The sequence below is a fragment of the Glycocaulis sp. genome (assembly GCF_051859565.1).
Classification (GTDB): Bacteria; Pseudomonadota; Alphaproteobacteria; order Caulobacterales; family Maricaulaceae; genus Glycocaulis.
This window is the reverse complement of record NZ_JBHYFK010000007.1, coordinates 76,541-90,540: the sequence shown is the minus strand read 5'-3', so window position 1 is coordinate 90,540 and position 14,000 is coordinate 76,541. Positions and strand designations below refer to the sequence as shown.

Below are 14,000 nucleotides of genomic sequence, written 5' to 3'. Positions count from 1 at the left end.
ATCAGCGCTCTCCCGTTCTGGATGCGGAGCCGGTTTGTGTGCGGGCGGGACTGCGGTCCCGGCCCAGCTGGTCAAGCGGCAGGTAAGGCACAGCGCCGCTACCGGCCTGTTGATCCAGGATGATCAGTTCAGACCGGCCCAGCACCTGCTCCATGGTTTCAAGGAAGATGCGCCGGCGGGTTACGTCCGGTGCCAGGCGGTACTCGGTGAAAATCTGGTTGAAGCGGTCGGCCTGGCCTTCAGCTTCCGCAATCACGCGCTCGCGATACCCTCGCGATTCTTCCAGCAGGCGCACGGCGTCACCGCGCGCTTCCGGGATCACCTGGTTGGCGTGGGCGGTCGCCTGCAGGGCGGCACGCTCGGCATCCTGACGGGCCGCGTCAACATCACGGAACGCGTCAATAACGCTGGCCGGCGCGGACGCTTCACGCAGCTGGACCTCCAGCACCTGAATGCCGGAATTATAGTTGGTGAGCGTGTCCTGGATGATCTGGCGCGCGCGGCGGGCAACATCGGTCCGGCCCGCCGTGATGATGGGCTGAAGCTCGGTCGTGCCGACGACTTCACGCATCGCGCTTTCAGCAACAGCTTTCACCGTGCCTTGCGGATCACGCACATTGAACAGGAAGTCGCGCACGCCTTCCGGATAGGTCAGATCCACGCGCCACTGCACCACGAAGTCGATCTCGACGATATTTTCGTCGCGCGTCAGCATCAGGCTTTCCTGCGGAGTGCCGCCGACGGCCACCTCGTTGGTGGTGGTCACTTCAGGCAGCAGCACCGTCTCGAACGGGACCGGCAGCTTGAACTGCAGGCCCGCGCCCGTCGTGCGGACATATTCACCAAAGCGCAGAACCACGCCGGCCTGTTGCGGACCAACCACGTACCAGGCCGAGCCCGGCCAGGCGAGCCAGACAAAGAAGATACCCGCCGCGATCAGGCCAAGGCCCGGACCGCCCGATCCCTTGCCGTCACCCGAACCGCCGAACATGCGCCGGATACGCGCCTGCAACTGAGCAATGAACTGTTCCAGATCGGGCTCGCCGCCGCCCTGGCCATTACCAGAGCCACGCCGTCCGCCGCCGGGGCCCTGCCCCCACGGATTCTGGTTGTTGTTATTGCCGCGCCGTCCGCCGCCGCCAGAGCCCCATGGGCCTCCGCCGCCGCCTGCATTGTCGTTCCAGGGCATGTACGTCCTCGTAACGGAATGGGAAATGATCAGATGTCTCGATGATATGTGGACGGATCAGCCCGCCGGTTCAAGTCAAACCGGCACGCAGCGCAGTGCGCGATGCGTCACACCCGCTCCAGAACCCGCACCACGAACCCGGCATCATCGCCCGGCTGGGGGTCAAAGCGTTCGGCGCGGACCTCGCGCCACTCGGGCGGGTTGAGCACCGGGAAGTGCGCATCGCCCTCCGGCATGAGATCGACTTCGGTCAGATAGATGCGGCTGACAGCGGGCAGCAGGGCTGCATAGAGCGCCGCGCCGCCAATCAGACATACTTCGCTGGCGCCGTCCTTCGCCGCGATCTTTCGCGCAGCCTCCACCGCATCGTCCGCATTGGAGAAAACTTGCGCGCCTTCCAGTGCCGCGACGCTGCGTGAGACGACGAAATTCGCCCGCCCCGGCAAGGGCTTGCGCGGCAGGCTGTCCCACGTCTTGCGGCCCATGATGACCGGCTTTCCGAGCGTGGTGGCCTTGAAATTCTTCAGATCAGAGGGAATGCGCCAGGGCAGGTCATTGCCCCGCCCGATCACGCCATTCTTCGCCACCGCAACGACGATTGAGAGGGGGACCTTCAATGCTTTCGCCCACAATAATGTTTATAAACCACCTCTGGCTCATTGAAGCAATGCCAATTACCTTCTATAAAAGAGCGGACATGACACAGAACATCAGGGCTTGAATTGTCAACGTCACCTAAGGAGGACTCTACATACGCCATCAAAACGGGATCACTACAAGAATTCTTTATTCTACCCACCAACGAATCCCGAAAAACATCAGCAACATCATCAGATATCATTTTTTTATTCATTATTGCCGCCTCAAGCTCCAAGCAAGAAACAACCTGCCCGACTGCAAAAATATCTGTTTTTTCTGCCTTTAAATACCGAGAGTAAATCTTATCTGACAGCTCGAACAATTTTAAAGCTGCATCAAAGTTTTTGTTTTTTATGTTTGTTTTTGCAATGTAAAACGAGCCGCAGAGTGCCAACGCACTCACAATTAGTGAGCCAATCGACACTGCAACTATATCGACATCAAACACAGCTAGACTCGAATTCAAGCTCTACTTTTTAGAGGCTGGCTGTGAAGCGGGTTTGGGCGTTGATTCCGCTTTCGTATTTTGTTCTTCTGGCCGGGCAAGATGCTTAGAGGGCAAGCTATTCGGAATTATATCCTGCTGATGCTGCATATGCATGAACGGAACACCTGCAAACGGGCTAGAAACGCCCCCGTTGCGTGACATCCCCTCAAGCCTTTGCAGGTGAATTCGTCGACGATCCATTTTTAAGCCTCCGTGCCATTACAACCTCTAACCAACCATCTACCAGAGTCGGAACAAAACGCCAACTTAAACTCTACACCGCCACCGGCGCGGATATACCAGGATGCGGGTCATAGCCGATGATCTCGATATCCTCATACTCGAAGGCGAAAAGATCGGTGACACTCGGATTGAGCTTCAGCGTAGGCAGCGGGCGCAAATCGCGGGCCAGCTGGCGCTCCACCTGCTCGACATGGTTTGAGTAGATGTGCGCATCGCCAAACGTGTGCACGAACTCGCCGGGTTTCAGCCCCGTCGCCTGCGCCACCATGGCCACCAGCAGCGCATAGCTCGCGATATTGAACGGCACGCCGAGGAACAGGTCTGCGCTGCGCTGATAAAGCTGCAGCGAGAGACGCCCCTGCGCGACGTGGAACTGGAACAGGGTGTGGCAAGGCGGCAGCGCCATGGAGGGCACATCGGCCGGGTTCCACGCCGAGAGCACGAGGCGGCGCGAAGCCGGATTGGCCTTTATCTGCGCCACGAGGTCTGCCAGCTGGTCGATCTCTTGACCGTCCGGCCCGGTCCAGCGCCGCCATTGCTTGCCATAGACGGGGCCAAGCTCGCCATTCTCGTCCGCCCACTCATCCCAGATGGTGACGCCGCGCTCCTGCAGCCATTTCACATTGGTCATCCCCTTGATGAACCAGAGAAGCTCGATGGCGATGGAGCGGAAATGCACCTTCTTGGTGGTCAGAAGCGGAAACCCGTCAGCCAGATCACAGCGTATCTGGCGGCCAAACACCGTGCGCGTGCCTACCCCTGTGCGGTCATCTGACGGCGTGCCGTTGGCCATCACATCGCGCAAGAGATCGAGATACGCCGCCTCGATGCCGGGGGGCGTGGGAGCGGGATGATGTTCGGCAAGGGCCATGGACAATTCTCTAAGCCGCAAGGGTATGGGGGCACCCTGCCCCATCGGGGTGATTCGGCCTACCCATGCGGGCCACCAAACCGCAGGCACAAGCCAGTTATGAACAGGATTTAAGTCTCCGGACACCAAATCCCTCTTGCCCGGACCGCGCTGGTGGCAGCTTGCACGGACCAGAACAAACAGGGAATATTTCAATGATCGGATATGTAACTGTCGGCACGAAGGACCTTGAAAAAGCGTGTGCCTTCTACGATGCCCTCGCGAAAGAGCTCGACACGCCGCGCATGATGGAGTTCGACACTTTCGTGGCCTGGGGCAAGCCCGGCGGCGCGGCCGGCATCGCCGCCACCAAGCCGTTTGATGGCAATGCGGCCAGCGTCGGCAATGGCGTGATGGTCGCGCTGGAAGCGAAAGACAAGGAGCAGGTCCACCGGCTCTATGACATCGCGCTGGCCCATGGCGGCACGTGTGAAGGCAAGCCCGGTCCGCGCGGCGACAATTTCTACGCGGGTTATTTCCGGGATCCCGATGGCAACAAGCTCAATGCCTTCATCATGGGCTGACAGCAGCGCTGTCAGCACCGGGGCCTTCATCATGACGGACCCACTCAGCAAACAGGCTAGCGGGCTTCCTCCCCGGAGGGGGGGGGCAGGTAGAGGGTGCGGTGCGCTCAAGCCTGCCCAGAAGGCTGGCGGGCAGCAAATGCCCGCCTGTCCAGCCGACATCAAGGCCCGCCTCGCGCAGGCGCGCAGCCGCCCACACATTGCAGGTCTGGAAAGCGTGATAGGTGGAACGGCCAGCCAGAAACGCGCTGCCGCGCGCATCCAGCCCCTCGGCGACGAAGCGCGGAGCGCCCGCCTCATCCAGCACCAGCTCGGCCTCCAGACCCTCAACAATGATGCCAAGCGCCTCACCGGACAGGGCGACATTGCGGTATTCGCTCAAATAGGCCTCGCGGGGATCGCGCTGCAAGGCGGCCAGATGGACGACAGAGGGTGTTGGCCATGCGATGGCGGCGATGCTGTTGAGCGGGTTTACGCCATCCACATAGGCTCCCGCATCGCCCCAGCCGATTGAGAACCAGCGCGCATCCGGAAAGGCCTCCCGTACCGGCCCATCGGCAGGAAACGCGCTTGCAGGCAGGTAGAAATTCGCATGCCAGCCATTGGAGCTGACCGCGATCAGCTCGCAGTCATCGGCGCTGGCCGCCACCACCGGCGCAGGCCGGGTGCAAGCGCCAAGCACGAGTATCAGAGCCGTCAGCAGACATATCAGGGGGCAAAGCCGTGCCATGGCCTTTCATATCACGGGCAAAGCCCCTATATTCAAGGGGTCCGCTTTTAGCGGTCTATGGTGATAAACGTGCGTGTAATAACCAGACCGGACCCGGGTGCGATTCCCGGCGGCTCCACCAATCTCTTTTCCGCTGCGTTGGGCGGTGAGCATGGGGCCGATCAGGATCGACGGATGGGTAAAGACGTTGCTTTCACCCGCATGGGCTCCGTTATCAGCCCATTGTTAAAGTTGCCAACGACAACTTTGCTGAAGAAGTGCGTCTCGCTGCGTAAGCGGCGCGATCATTTCGCATCTTAAGTCCTCGGCTCTAGCAAGCCGCAGGCGGGGTTCGGGGGGCGCCTGGCAACAGAAGCCCCCCACTTCTCCAGGTTTTCGAGGCTAGCCTATCGTCTGCGTGACCGTTCGCGGATCAGTACCGGCAATAGCTGCGTCAGCGCCATGTAGAGCCCCGCGCCGAAAGCCCAGCTTAGCGGAACGAACAATATCCCCAGTACATCACGCGCTTCGGGGTAATTGCCCCCAAGCCCCAAGACATACGCCCCATTGGCCAGTTGATAGACGCCGGCTGCATCGGGCGAAATCAGCCGGGCAATGCCCGCGATGATGGCAAAGGCAGCGGCCACGTAAAGCAGGCCCAGCACGCTGACGGCGGCGGCGGTACCTGGCCCTGACATGGCCCCGTAGCGCAATGCCTCAACCACCCGGCGCGGGTTGAGGGTGCGCGCCGCCTGGCGCGCGGCCTGACCACCGATTTCAGACGGCAGATAGTAACCGGGAGGACCGACGAGATCGAGCGCGCGGGCCACTGTCTCCGCGCTCGCATTGCGGCCGCCATTAAGAGCATCGATCACTCGCAATTCCACTTCACGCCGATAATGCCGGGCGACAGGGCGCGGCAGGCGGCCCAAAAGGATATCTGCCTCGTGCATGTATTCTGCGGCGAGCGCGCGGGCTGGTTCATGTTCAAGCTCGGTCAGCCGTTCCAATACCGCCCCCCCTGATTTGCCAACTGCCCGTGAGGTTAACGCCATTATCGGCGTCACGAAAGCGGCGGTTTGACGCCATGGCCGCTACACCAAGGGTATCAGGCCGGTTTGACAATGAGATGAAGCCCGCCCGCGGGACGCAAGGTAACCTGCATGGCCAGCTCAACAGGGCGGGCATCGGCGGGCGGTGAAAACGCCAGCTCACGCACCAGCGTGGCCAGCATGATGGTGGCCTCCATCATCGCAAAGCCCATGCCGATGCAGGCGCGCGGCCCACCACCAAAGGCCAGGAACTGGTAGCGGTCGGTGGGCCTGCGGTCGCGCAGCCAGCGGTCCGGATCAAAGCTGCCAGGATTGTCCCAGAGCGTCGTGTGCCGGTGCAGGCAGTAGAAGGCGAGCAGCGCCACATCGCCCTTGCGCACCGGGCGGCCACATATCTCGGTCGCCCGCACGGCCCGGCGGGCCACCATGGGCGCGGGCGGATAAAGGCGCATCGCCTCCTCCAGCACCTGACGGGTGAAATAAAGCTGGCTTACATGCTCGGCGGTAGCAGGCCCGTCGCCGAGCACGGCTTTCGCCTCTTCGCGCAGGCGGGCCTGCGCTTGCGGCTGGTTGGCCAGCAGGTAGAGCGCCCAGGTCAGGGCTATGCCGGTGGTTTCGTGGCCTGCCGCCACAAACGTCATCACACTGTCGCGTATATCGGTATCGGACAGACCTTCGCCGGTCTCCTCGTCGCGGACGGTGAGAAGAAGGCCCAGAAGATCGCTGCCCGGATCGGCCGCCGCGCGCCTGCGGGCGATCTGGCCCTCCACCGCCTTGCGGAACACCTTGCGTGCCTGAACGGCGCGCCGCGTCATCAGGCGCGGCATCCATTCAGGGACAGGTGCTAGATCAGACAGGCGCATCTGCCCGATCTCTTCCAGCAACACTTCGATGGCCAGCCTCACCTCGCCCCGGTCAAAGCCTTCGACGTCAGAGAACAGTACCCGCTCGATCACAGCGAAAGTCGCATCGCTCATCACGCTCATGATCTCAGGCGTTTGCGGGTGCTTTAGCCGCTCCACCGCCATCGCGGCGGCCTCAGCCATTACAGGTGCGAACGGGTCCAGCCGGCGCTTGAGGAAAGCCGGCTGCAGTGTCATGCGCTGACGCCGCCAGCTTTCCCCGTGCGCGGTCAGAATGGCGTCGCCCAGAACGGGACGCAGCATGCGCTGGATGAGCGGGGATTTGCGCCAGTCCTCGAAATTGTCCTGCAGAACCGACTTCATTTCTGCCGGGCCGGATACATGGTGCACCGACCGGCCAAGATACGGCCCGGTCAGAATCGTCTTTTCAAAAAGCAATGCGGGCAGGATGGATAGCGGGTTTTCCCGCATCATCATGCCGGTTTTCAGCAGATTCGTAGGCCGCTCAAGCGGCGTCACCCGGGCGGGCTGAAAGCTGTCCGTCATATCGGCGTCACGCTTGGCTGGCATGGGTTTTTCCATACGCTGATAACTAGCGCAGCAACGATCGCACGGCTATTGAAGATTGGGACAGCAGTGCTGACCGATTGACGCAAGGAACGCGTCGGCTAGGCTCGGTTACGAAAGCTCGAGGCAGGGGGAGACGCAGTGAGCAAGGACCTGATGCGGTATGACCGGCTGGCGCAGGACGCTTTGCGCGGCGTGATCCGTCAGGCGTTTACCAAGGCGGGGAGCCCCGAAGGCCTTCCCGGCGCCCACCATTTCTATATCTCGTTCAAGACCTCCGATCCGGGATGCGACATCGATCCCAGCCTTGCCGAGGCCTATCCCGACGAGATGACGGTCGTGCTGGAGCATCAGTTCTGGGATCTCGCAGCAGAGGAAGACTATTTCGAGGTCACGCTGAAATTCGGCGGCGTCCCGAAATATCTCAAAGTCCCCTATCGCGCTGTAACGCGCTTTCACGATCCAGCGGTCGGCTTCCATCTCCACTTCGACTATGAAGCGCCGGACGCCGCCAATGGTGCCGCGCCCAGCGCTGCAGCAGGCGGCGGGGGTGGCGGCGGCGAAGAAGGCACAGTGGTTAGCCTCGACGCCTTCCGCAAGAAAGACTGAGGCGCTCAGAGCAGCTTCATTTTCCTGAACACGAAGGTGAGGATCACCGCGGCCACGATGATGAGCCCGGTGACGGCGGCAAACGCCCACTCCCGTTCGGCAAAGGGAATACCCTCCACGTTTATGCCGAGAAGGCCGGTGAAAAGCGTCAGCGGCAGGAAGATCGCCGCCAGCGCCGACAGCAGCACCATATATCGGTCCATCCGCGCGCCGCGCGCCTCCACGATCTGGTCCTGGATAAGCGCGGCACGTTCGCGCACTGCTTCCAGCTCTTCCAGGATACGGGTCGTCTTGTCGGCAGCTTCGCGCACCCGAGAGCGGTCGCGGTCGATCAGCCAGCTCAGATCTTCAATGGAGAGCGTGGTCAGCGCATCACGTTGCGGGCCGATATAGCGGCGCAGGCGGATCGCCCGGCGGCGAACCTTCGCCAGTGCGCCGCGTTTCACTGGCTCGTCTTCGAGCAACTCATCCTCAAATGCATCGAGTTCCTCGTGCAGTTCGGCGACATGAGGCTCCATCCGGTCCGCCAGACGCTGGGCGAGCTTGCCGACCAGTTCACCGGGGCTGACAGGCGCGATGCCGCGCTCAATGGCGCTGACAAGGTCTTCCACCGCGCTCAGCGGGCGCACCCAGACACCAATCACCCGCGAACGGTCCACCCACAGCCGCACCGAGACCATGTCCTCCGGCTCGGCACCCTCCATCAGGTTTACTCCGCGCAGGATGATAATGGCCCCTTCCCCGTGAACGGTGCAGCGCGGCCGCGTATCATCAGCCAGCAATGCCGATTGCAGGAAGCTGTCCAGGCCGCTCTCGGCCTCCAGCCAGGCGCGTGTGCGCGGGTCTTCACGTTGCAGATGGACCCAGATGAAGGGCGGGCGCCCCTTGCCGCGCGCTTCCGGCTTCGCGTCATGGCCAGGCGGGCTTAGTGCATCTAGCGTTGCGGGTGCTGCTGCGCCCCGGCCATCCAGCGCAAAGCAGAGGACGGGCGGCAGGGTTGCACCGTCGGTTATCGAAGCGGCCATGAGATGGCCTCCCGTGACAGATCAGGCCGCTTCCGGCACCAGCGGCACGGCGCGTACCCGCACCCGCGCGCGCTCACCCATCACCTTCTCGACGTGCAAGCGTTCTACCTGGCTATCATCATGGAAGACAACGCCGGTCAGCGCGTCCAGCACCGACTTGGCGACATTGTCGACATCGTGGACGGGCGAGTTTTCGGTGCGCTCGATGATGATGGTGACCTCATAGGGGCCCCATTTCGGGCGCACGCGCTTGAACTCGGTGCGGAAGAACTCCCCGATCAGCGTCTTGAAGCGGCGTGACTGCGAGGTCAGCGCATCGACGCGCAAGTGAAGCGATCCTGTTGGCGTGGCTACCTGCACCTTCCCTCTCCCGGACCATTCAAGGCCCTCATCCTGCAGTGCATAGCGGTCTGCGGCTTGATCCCTCATGGCCCGATGCTACACACCCGATTCGTTATATTCACCAGTGTCCGCGCGCTTTGGCCCTGTGGCAAGCCGCGCAGGCAAACCAGACCCGCTGAGGAACACCATGTCAGCCATGCGCACCGAGACCGACTCCTTTGGCCCGCTTCAGGTTCCCGCCGACAAGTATTACGGCGCACAGACCGCCCGCTCGCTGATCAACTTCAAGATTGGCGGCCAGACCATGCCCGTGCCGCTGGTGCGTGCGCTCGGCGTCGTCAAGCACTGCGCCGCCAAGGCCAATATGGCGCTCGGCAATATGGACGCGAAGGAAGGCAATGCGATTGCGGCGGCTGCACTGGAAGTGGCGGAAGGCAAGCTCGATGACCATTTCCCGCTCGTCGTCTGGCAGACGGGTTCGGGCACCCAGTCGAACATGAACGCCAATGAGGTCATCTCCAACCGCGCGATTCAAATGCTGGGCGGGGTGATGGGCTCCAAAAGCCCAGTCCACCCCAATGACCATGTGAACCGCTCCCAGTCCTCCAATGACGTATTCCCTACGGCCACCCACATCGCCGCAGCGCGCGAGTTTCACGCCACGCTGGTGCCTGCCCTGAAAACCCTGCGCGATGCGCTGAAGGCCAAGTCAGAGGCCTTCAAGGACATTATCAAGATCGGCCGCACGCATCTGATGGACGCGACGCCGATCACGCTGGGTCAGGAGTTCTCCGCCTATGTGGCGATGGTCGAGAACGGCATCCGCCGCGTGGAAGCGGCCCTGCCCGCCCTTTATGAGCTGGCACAAGGCGGCACGGCGGTCGGCACGGGGCTGAACGCCAAGCCGGGCTTTGATGTGGCGTTCGCCGAGGAAGTGGCCAAGCTGACCGGCCTGCCCTTCGTGACAGCGCCCAACAAGTTTGAGGCACTCTCCACCAAGGACGCGCTGGTGGAGGCGCATGGCGCGCTCAATTCGCTGGCCGTCTCGCTGTTCAAGATCGCCAACGATATCCGGCTTCTGGGCTCCGGCCCGCGCTGCGGTATTGGCGAGCTGTCTCTGCCCGAAAACGAGCCCGGCTCGTCCATCATGCCGGGCAAGGTCAACCCCACCCAGTGCGAGGCGATGACCATGGTCTGCACGCAGGTGATGGGCAATAACGCCGCCGTGACGTTTGCCGGCAGCCAGGGCCATTTCCAGCTCAACGTGTTCAAGCCGGTGATGATCTACAACGTGCTGACCTCCACCCGCCTGCTGGCGGACGCGGCGATCAGCTTCACCGAGAACTGCGTGGTCGGCATCGAGGCCAATGAGGCGCGCATCGCCGACATCATGGAGCGCTCGCTCATGCTGGTGACAGCGCTCGCCCCGAAGATCGGGTATGACAACGCCACGACGGTTGCCAAGACCGCGCACAAGAACGGCACCACCCTGCGCGAGGAAGCGATCCGCCTCGGCTTTGTCACGTCAGATGAATTTGACGAGGTGGTGCGCCCCGAACAGATGATCGGACCGAAATAATTGAGCGAAATCGTCAATCTGCGTACCGCGCGCAAGCGCAAGGCCAGAGAGGCGGCAGCCAAGGACGCTGCCGCCAATCGCGCCGCCTTTGGCCAGACCAAGGCTGAAAAGCAAAAGCGCAAGGCGGAGACGGACAAGGCCGCCCGCGATCTGGACGGCAAGAAGCGGGAGTAGCTCGCAGCCGCCTTTTCCTCGTCATTCCCGCGCAGGCGGGAATCCAGACGATCATAAAGCTCTGTCAGTTGCGAAGTGGCTCTGGGTTCCCGCCTGCGCGGGAACGACGGTAGTGGGAACGAGAAACGAGCTTACGCCCCCCTACTTCCCCCTCAGAGCCGAAATCGTCCGTCCCGGCGCGATCTCCTCCACATCGCAGATGAGGTGCAGCAGCGCTGGCTTGCCGCAATTTCTCGCCTGCTCGAAGGCCGCCGGAAACTCGTCAAACGACTCCACGCGGATGCCTTCACAGCCAAAGCTCTTGGCGTAGGCCACAAAGTCCGGATTTTTAAGCTCGGTGCCTGAAACACGGCCCGGATATTCGCGCTCCTGATGCATGCGGATCGTGCCGTAGGCGCCGTTGTCCGCGACGATGAAGATCACGTTCGCGCCGTACTGCGCGGCGGTCGCCAGCTCCTGCCCGCACATCAGGAAGCAGCCATCGCCATTGACCGAGACGACCAGCGCGTCCGGCTTGGCGATCTTGGCCGCGATACCAGCAGGCACGCCATAGCCCATCGCGCCGGAGGTCGGCCCCAGCTGGGTGCGGCAAGCCTTGTGGCGGTAGAAGCGGTGCAGCCAGGCCGCGTAATTGCCCGCCCCATTGGTCAAGATCGCGCTTTCAGGCAAATTGTCAGACAGCCAGCAGAACATTTTGGAGAGGTTGAAGCCGTGCTTCACCTCCACGACCGAGGAGAATGCCAGAAACTCCTCATGCGCGGCCGCGGCCTCACCGGCCCAGGCGCTAGTATCCACCTTGATGTGAGCGAGCGCATCGGCGGCGGCCGCCACGGTGGCGTTGATGGCGAGATCTGGCTGGTAGACCCGGCCCACCTCCTGCGCGCCGGGATGGATGTGGACGAGCGTCTGGCCCTCCAGCACCGGCGGTTTGAGCACCGTATAGCCAGAGGTCGTCATCTCGCCGAGGCGCGGACCGAACACGATCAGAAGGTCTGCCCCCTTCACGCGGTCCACCAGCTTGGGGTTCGGCGCAACGCCCAGATCCCCGGCATAGTTCGGACCCATATTGTTGTAATGGTCCTTGGAGCGGAAGGAGCAGGCGACGGGCAGCGCGTTGTTTTCAGCGAACTGACGCGCCTTCTCCACCGTCTCGCCGCTCCATTTGGTGCCGCCATAGATCACGAACGGGCGCTTTGCTTTTGCAAGCATGGCTTCCAGTCTGGCGATATCGCCCGGCGCGGGCGCGGCATGGGCGGTCTCCACGCGGCGAATGGCGGGCGCGTCAGCGGTTTCGGTGAGCATGTCTTCAGGCAGCGACAGCACGACCGGGCCGGGCCGCCCGTTCATGGCGGTGGCAAAGGCGCGCGCCATGTATTCGGGCACGCGGGCGGGATCATTGATCTCGGCCACCCATTTGCACTGATCGCGGAAGAAATGCGTGTAGTCGATTTCCTGAAAGGCTTCCCGGTCCTTCATGTCGCGCGCCACCTGGCCAATGAGCAGAATCATCGGTGTGGAGTCCTGAAAGGCCGTGTGGACGCCCACACTCGCCTGCGTCGCGCCGGGTCCACGCGTGACCATGCAGATGCCGGGACGGCCCGTCAGCTTGCCATGAGCCTCGGCCATGTTGGCCGCGCCCGCCTCCTGACGGCAGGTGATGAAGCGGAAATCCTTGCCCTTGGCGTAGATGGCATCGAGCAGCGCCAGATAGCTCTCGCCGGGCACCCCAAAGGCCAGATCGGCACCATTGGCAAGCAAGGCATCGGCGAGGTGCTGGGCACCAGTCTGACGGGGCATGGGATTTCCTTTCAGAAAAATATTTCTTGTAACTGCTAGCCATACTGCACCGCCCCCGCAAGGGCGCTGCGGCACTTGGCTATCACTCTATTGAGGCGATCAGGCGCTCAAGAAATTCCACCATCGCCGCGCCATCGATCCAGCGGACGACTGCCACCAGATCATGGTCAGGGCTGATGAAGATCACATTCGTGCCGGCTCCAAGGTGGAGATAGGCATTGGCCGGAATGGCTTCGGAATGCAGGCGCGTGCCGGGCGCATTCAGGAAGAAGTTCATATAGCCATAGCCCGCATTGTGCTGGCCCGGCGTCAGTGCCGCCTCGAAAAAGGCTTCACTCAAGAGTTGCTCCCCGTTCCAGACTCCGCGATTGAGATCGAGAAGTCCGAGGCGCGCCATGTCGTAGGCGTCGATGAACATGCCGCCGCCCCAATGCCCACCACCGGACACCGACAGCAGGCGCTCGCCACCGACTTCAACATAGCTGTTGTGATAGCCATGCCAGACCCAGCCGTCCGATGCGCCTATCGGGTCCATGATGCGTTCACGCAGCACATCTGGCAGCTCCCGGCCGAACACATGGGTGGCCGCAAGCGCCAGCGCGTTCACGCGCACATCATTGTATTCATAAGCGCTGCCGGGTTCCGGCGGCCCGGCCACAAGAGCATCAAAGGCGTTCTCGCCCGGCCGGTCAGCCCAGGCCGGCTTGCCCCACAGCTCGCCCCACCAGCCGCTGGTCTGGCGCAGGAGCTGGTCCCAGCTGATAGGTGCGTTGTGCGCTGTGTGGAAACGTTCATCGGCCACTTGCGCCGATACCGGCATGTGGACATCACCGATCAGCCCGTCATCAAGCGCCACGCCGACCACATGGGCAAGGAAGCTCTTGGTGACCGAGAAGGTCATGTCGACGCGTTCCGGTTCGCCCCATTCAGCGACAAGGCGCCCGCCGCGAATGATAAGGCCTGACGGTTCACCCCGGTCGGCCAGCGGCCCGAGCGGATCGGAATAGGGTTCGGCGGCCCATTGCAGCGGCACCATGATGGTCAGCTCGCGCGCGGTCACCACATCGCCCAGAGGCGGCGGATTGGCGGTCTCACTGGCGATGGCAAATTCAATGGCTGCCTGCAAGGCATCTTCGTTGAACCCGGCATCGGCCGGAGCCGCACGCTCCCAGTTCGCAGTGCCGGAAGGCGGAAAATAGTCCTGTGCGGGGGCGGCGGCAGGCAGGACCACTGCCAGAATGGCCATCGTGAGTATGAGTCTCATGGCAATCTCCCGCCCATCTTCATTGAT

Annotated in this window: 15 protein-coding genes and 1 other RNA gene; 5 read left to right on the top strand and 11 right to left on the bottom strand. The window is 62.3% G+C overall.

The genetic code is table 11. The features are described from left to right. Position 1 precedes the first annotated feature (1 nt). The 4 genes from hflK to ACTIGC_RS11180 form a co-directional block, all read right to left on the bottom strand. On the bottom strand, positions 2–1,189 hold the full coding sequence (gene hflK, locus ACTIGC_RS11195; RefSeq protein WP_439634482.1) for an FtsH protease activity modulator HflK: 1,188 nt from the start codon (positions 1,187–1,189) through the stop codon (positions 2–4). Between the two features lie 107 nt (positions 1,190–1,296). After that, complete coding sequence (locus ACTIGC_RS11190; protein ID WP_439634481.1) at positions 1,297–1,806, bottom strand: dihydrofolate reductase; 510 nt, start codon at positions 1,804–1,806, stop codon at positions 1,297–1,299. Beyond that, positions 1,803–2,276 carry a hypothetical protein gene (locus tag ACTIGC_RS11185; RefSeq protein ID WP_439634480.1) on the bottom strand — a complete coding sequence of 158 codons (474 nt, stop codon included), beginning with the start codon at positions 2,274–2,276 and terminating at the stop codon, positions 1,803–1,805. Before ACTIGC_RS11185 ends, ACTIGC_RS11190 begins: the two co-directional genes overlap by 4 nt. Before the next feature lie 313 nt (positions 2,277–2,589). Next, positions 2,590–3,429, bottom strand: a complete 840-nt coding sequence (locus tag ACTIGC_RS11180; protein ID WP_439634479.1) for a thymidylate synthase — start codon at positions 3,427–3,429, stop codon at positions 2,590–2,592. A 194-nt stretch (positions 3,430–3,623) separates the two neighbouring features. Here ACTIGC_RS11180 and ACTIGC_RS11175 point away from each other — a divergent pair, with 194 nt between their 5' ends. After that, entirely contained in the window at positions 3,624–3,992 is a 369-nt protein-coding gene (locus tag ACTIGC_RS11175) for a VOC family protein (protein WP_439634478.1), read from the top strand. Here the strand turns inward: ACTIGC_RS11175 and ACTIGC_RS11170 are convergent. Beyond that, positions 3,982–4,722 carry a DUF2459 domain-containing protein gene (locus ACTIGC_RS11170; protein WP_439634477.1) on the bottom strand — a complete coding sequence of 247 codons (741 nt, stop codon included), beginning with the start codon at positions 4,720–4,722 and terminating at the stop codon, positions 3,982–3,984. The genes ACTIGC_RS11175 and ACTIGC_RS11170 overlap by 11 nt on opposite strands. On the opposite strand from ACTIGC_RS11170, the gene ssrA reads away from it, so the two are divergent. After that, positions 4,723–5,086: a transfer-messenger RNA gene (ssrA, locus tag ACTIGC_RS11165) on the top strand. It abuts the gene before it with no gap. A gap of 22 nt (positions 5,087–5,108) precedes the next feature. Here the strand turns inward: ssrA and ACTIGC_RS11160 are convergent. Next, complete coding sequence (locus ACTIGC_RS11160; RefSeq protein ID WP_439634476.1) at positions 5,109–5,711, bottom strand: hypothetical protein; 603 nt, start codon at positions 5,709–5,711, stop codon at positions 5,109–5,111. Positions 5,712–5,809: 98 nt separating this feature from the next. Beyond that, on the bottom strand, positions 5,810–7,186 hold the full coding sequence (locus tag ACTIGC_RS11155) for a cytochrome P450 (protein WP_439634475.1): 1,377 nt from the start codon (positions 7,184–7,186) through the stop codon (positions 5,810–5,812). Between the two features lie 153 nt (positions 7,187–7,339). On the opposite strand from ACTIGC_RS11155, the gene ACTIGC_RS11150 reads away from it, so the two are divergent. Then, positions 7,340–7,792, top strand: a complete 453-nt coding sequence (locus tag ACTIGC_RS11150; RefSeq protein ID WP_439634599.1) for an SspB family protein — start codon at positions 7,340–7,342, stop codon at positions 7,790–7,792. Between the two features lie 5 nt (positions 7,793–7,797). Here the strand turns inward: ACTIGC_RS11150 and ACTIGC_RS11145 are convergent, their stop codons facing one another. Next, the gene (locus ACTIGC_RS11145; RefSeq protein WP_439634474.1) at positions 7,798–8,817 is read right to left on the bottom strand and encodes a zinc transporter ZntB; all 1,020 of its coding nucleotides are present in this window, start codon (positions 8,815–8,817) and stop codon (positions 7,798–7,800) included. 21 nt (positions 8,818–8,838) lie between these two features. Next, entirely contained in the window at positions 8,839–9,246 is a 408-nt protein-coding gene (locus ACTIGC_RS11140) for a RusA family crossover junction endodeoxyribonuclease (protein ID WP_439634473.1), read from the bottom strand. A 100-nt stretch (positions 9,247–9,346) separates the two neighbouring features. On the opposite strand from ACTIGC_RS11140, the gene fumC reads away from it, so the two are divergent. Beyond that, entirely contained in the window at positions 9,347–10,738 is a 1,392-nt protein-coding gene (gene fumC / locus ACTIGC_RS11135; protein WP_439634472.1) for a class II fumarate hydratase, read from the top strand. Continuing rightward, positions 10,739–10,912: a DUF4169 family protein gene (locus ACTIGC_RS11130; RefSeq protein WP_439634471.1), complete on the top strand. Its 174-nt coding sequence runs from the start codon at positions 10,739–10,741 to the stop codon at positions 10,910–10,912. Between the two features lie 141 nt (positions 10,913–11,053). Here ACTIGC_RS11130 and ACTIGC_RS11125 read toward each other — a convergent pair whose 3' ends face one another. Continuing rightward, the gene (locus tag ACTIGC_RS11125) at positions 11,054–12,709 is read right to left on the bottom strand and encodes a thiamine pyrophosphate-binding protein (protein ID WP_439634470.1); all 1,656 of its coding nucleotides are present in this window, start codon (positions 12,707–12,709) and stop codon (positions 11,054–11,056) included. An 82-nt stretch (positions 12,710–12,791) separates the two neighbouring features. After that, positions 12,792–13,973: a serine hydrolase domain-containing protein gene (locus ACTIGC_RS11120; RefSeq protein WP_439634469.1), complete on the bottom strand. Its 1,182-nt coding sequence runs from the start codon at positions 13,971–13,973 to the stop codon at positions 12,792–12,794. Between the last annotated feature and the right edge of the window lie 27 nt (positions 13,974–14,000).

What these genes read in the sequence shown, in the direction of transcription:
- hflK (WP_439634482.1), bottom strand. Translation starts at nt 1,189, where the DNA reads ATGCCCTGGAACGACAATGCAGGCGGCGGCGGAGGCCCATGGGGCTCT.
- ACTIGC_RS11180 (WP_439634479.1), bottom strand. Translation starts at nt 3,429, where the DNA reads ATGGCCCTTGCCGAACATCATCCCGCTCCCACGCCCCCCGGCATCGAG.
- ACTIGC_RS11175 (WP_439634478.1), top strand. Translation starts at nt 3,624, where the DNA reads ATGATCGGATATGTAACTGTCGGCACGAAGGACCTTGAAAAAGCGTGT.
- ACTIGC_RS11170 (WP_439634477.1), bottom strand. Translation starts at nt 4,722, where the DNA reads ATGGCACGGCTTTGCCCCCTGATATGTCTGCTGACGGCTCTGATACTC.
- ACTIGC_RS11155 (WP_439634475.1), bottom strand. Translation starts at nt 7,186, where the DNA reads ATGCCAGCCAAGCGTGACGCCGATATGACGGACAGCTTTCAGCCCGCC.
- ACTIGC_RS11150 (WP_439634599.1), top strand. Translation starts at nt 7,340, where the DNA reads ATGCGGTATGACCGGCTGGCGCAGGACGCTTTGCGCGGCGTGATCCGT.
- ACTIGC_RS11145 (WP_439634474.1), bottom strand. Translation starts at nt 8,817, where the DNA reads ATGGCCGCTTCGATAACCGACGGTGCAACCCTGCCGCCCGTCCTCTGC.
- ACTIGC_RS11140 (WP_439634473.1), bottom strand. Translation starts at nt 9,246, where the DNA reads ATGAGGGATCAAGCCGCAGACCGCTATGCACTGCAGGATGAGGGCCTT.
- fumC (WP_439634472.1), top strand. Translation starts at nt 9,347, where the DNA reads ATGTCAGCCATGCGCACCGAGACCGACTCCTTTGGCCCGCTTCAGGTT.
- ACTIGC_RS11125 (WP_439634470.1), bottom strand. Translation starts at nt 12,709, where the DNA reads ATGCCCCGTCAGACTGGTGCCCAGCACCTCGCCGATGCCTTGCTTGCC.
- ACTIGC_RS11120 (WP_439634469.1), bottom strand. Translation starts at nt 13,973, where the DNA reads ATGAGACTCATACTCACGATGGCCATTCTGGCAGTGGTCCTGCCTGCC.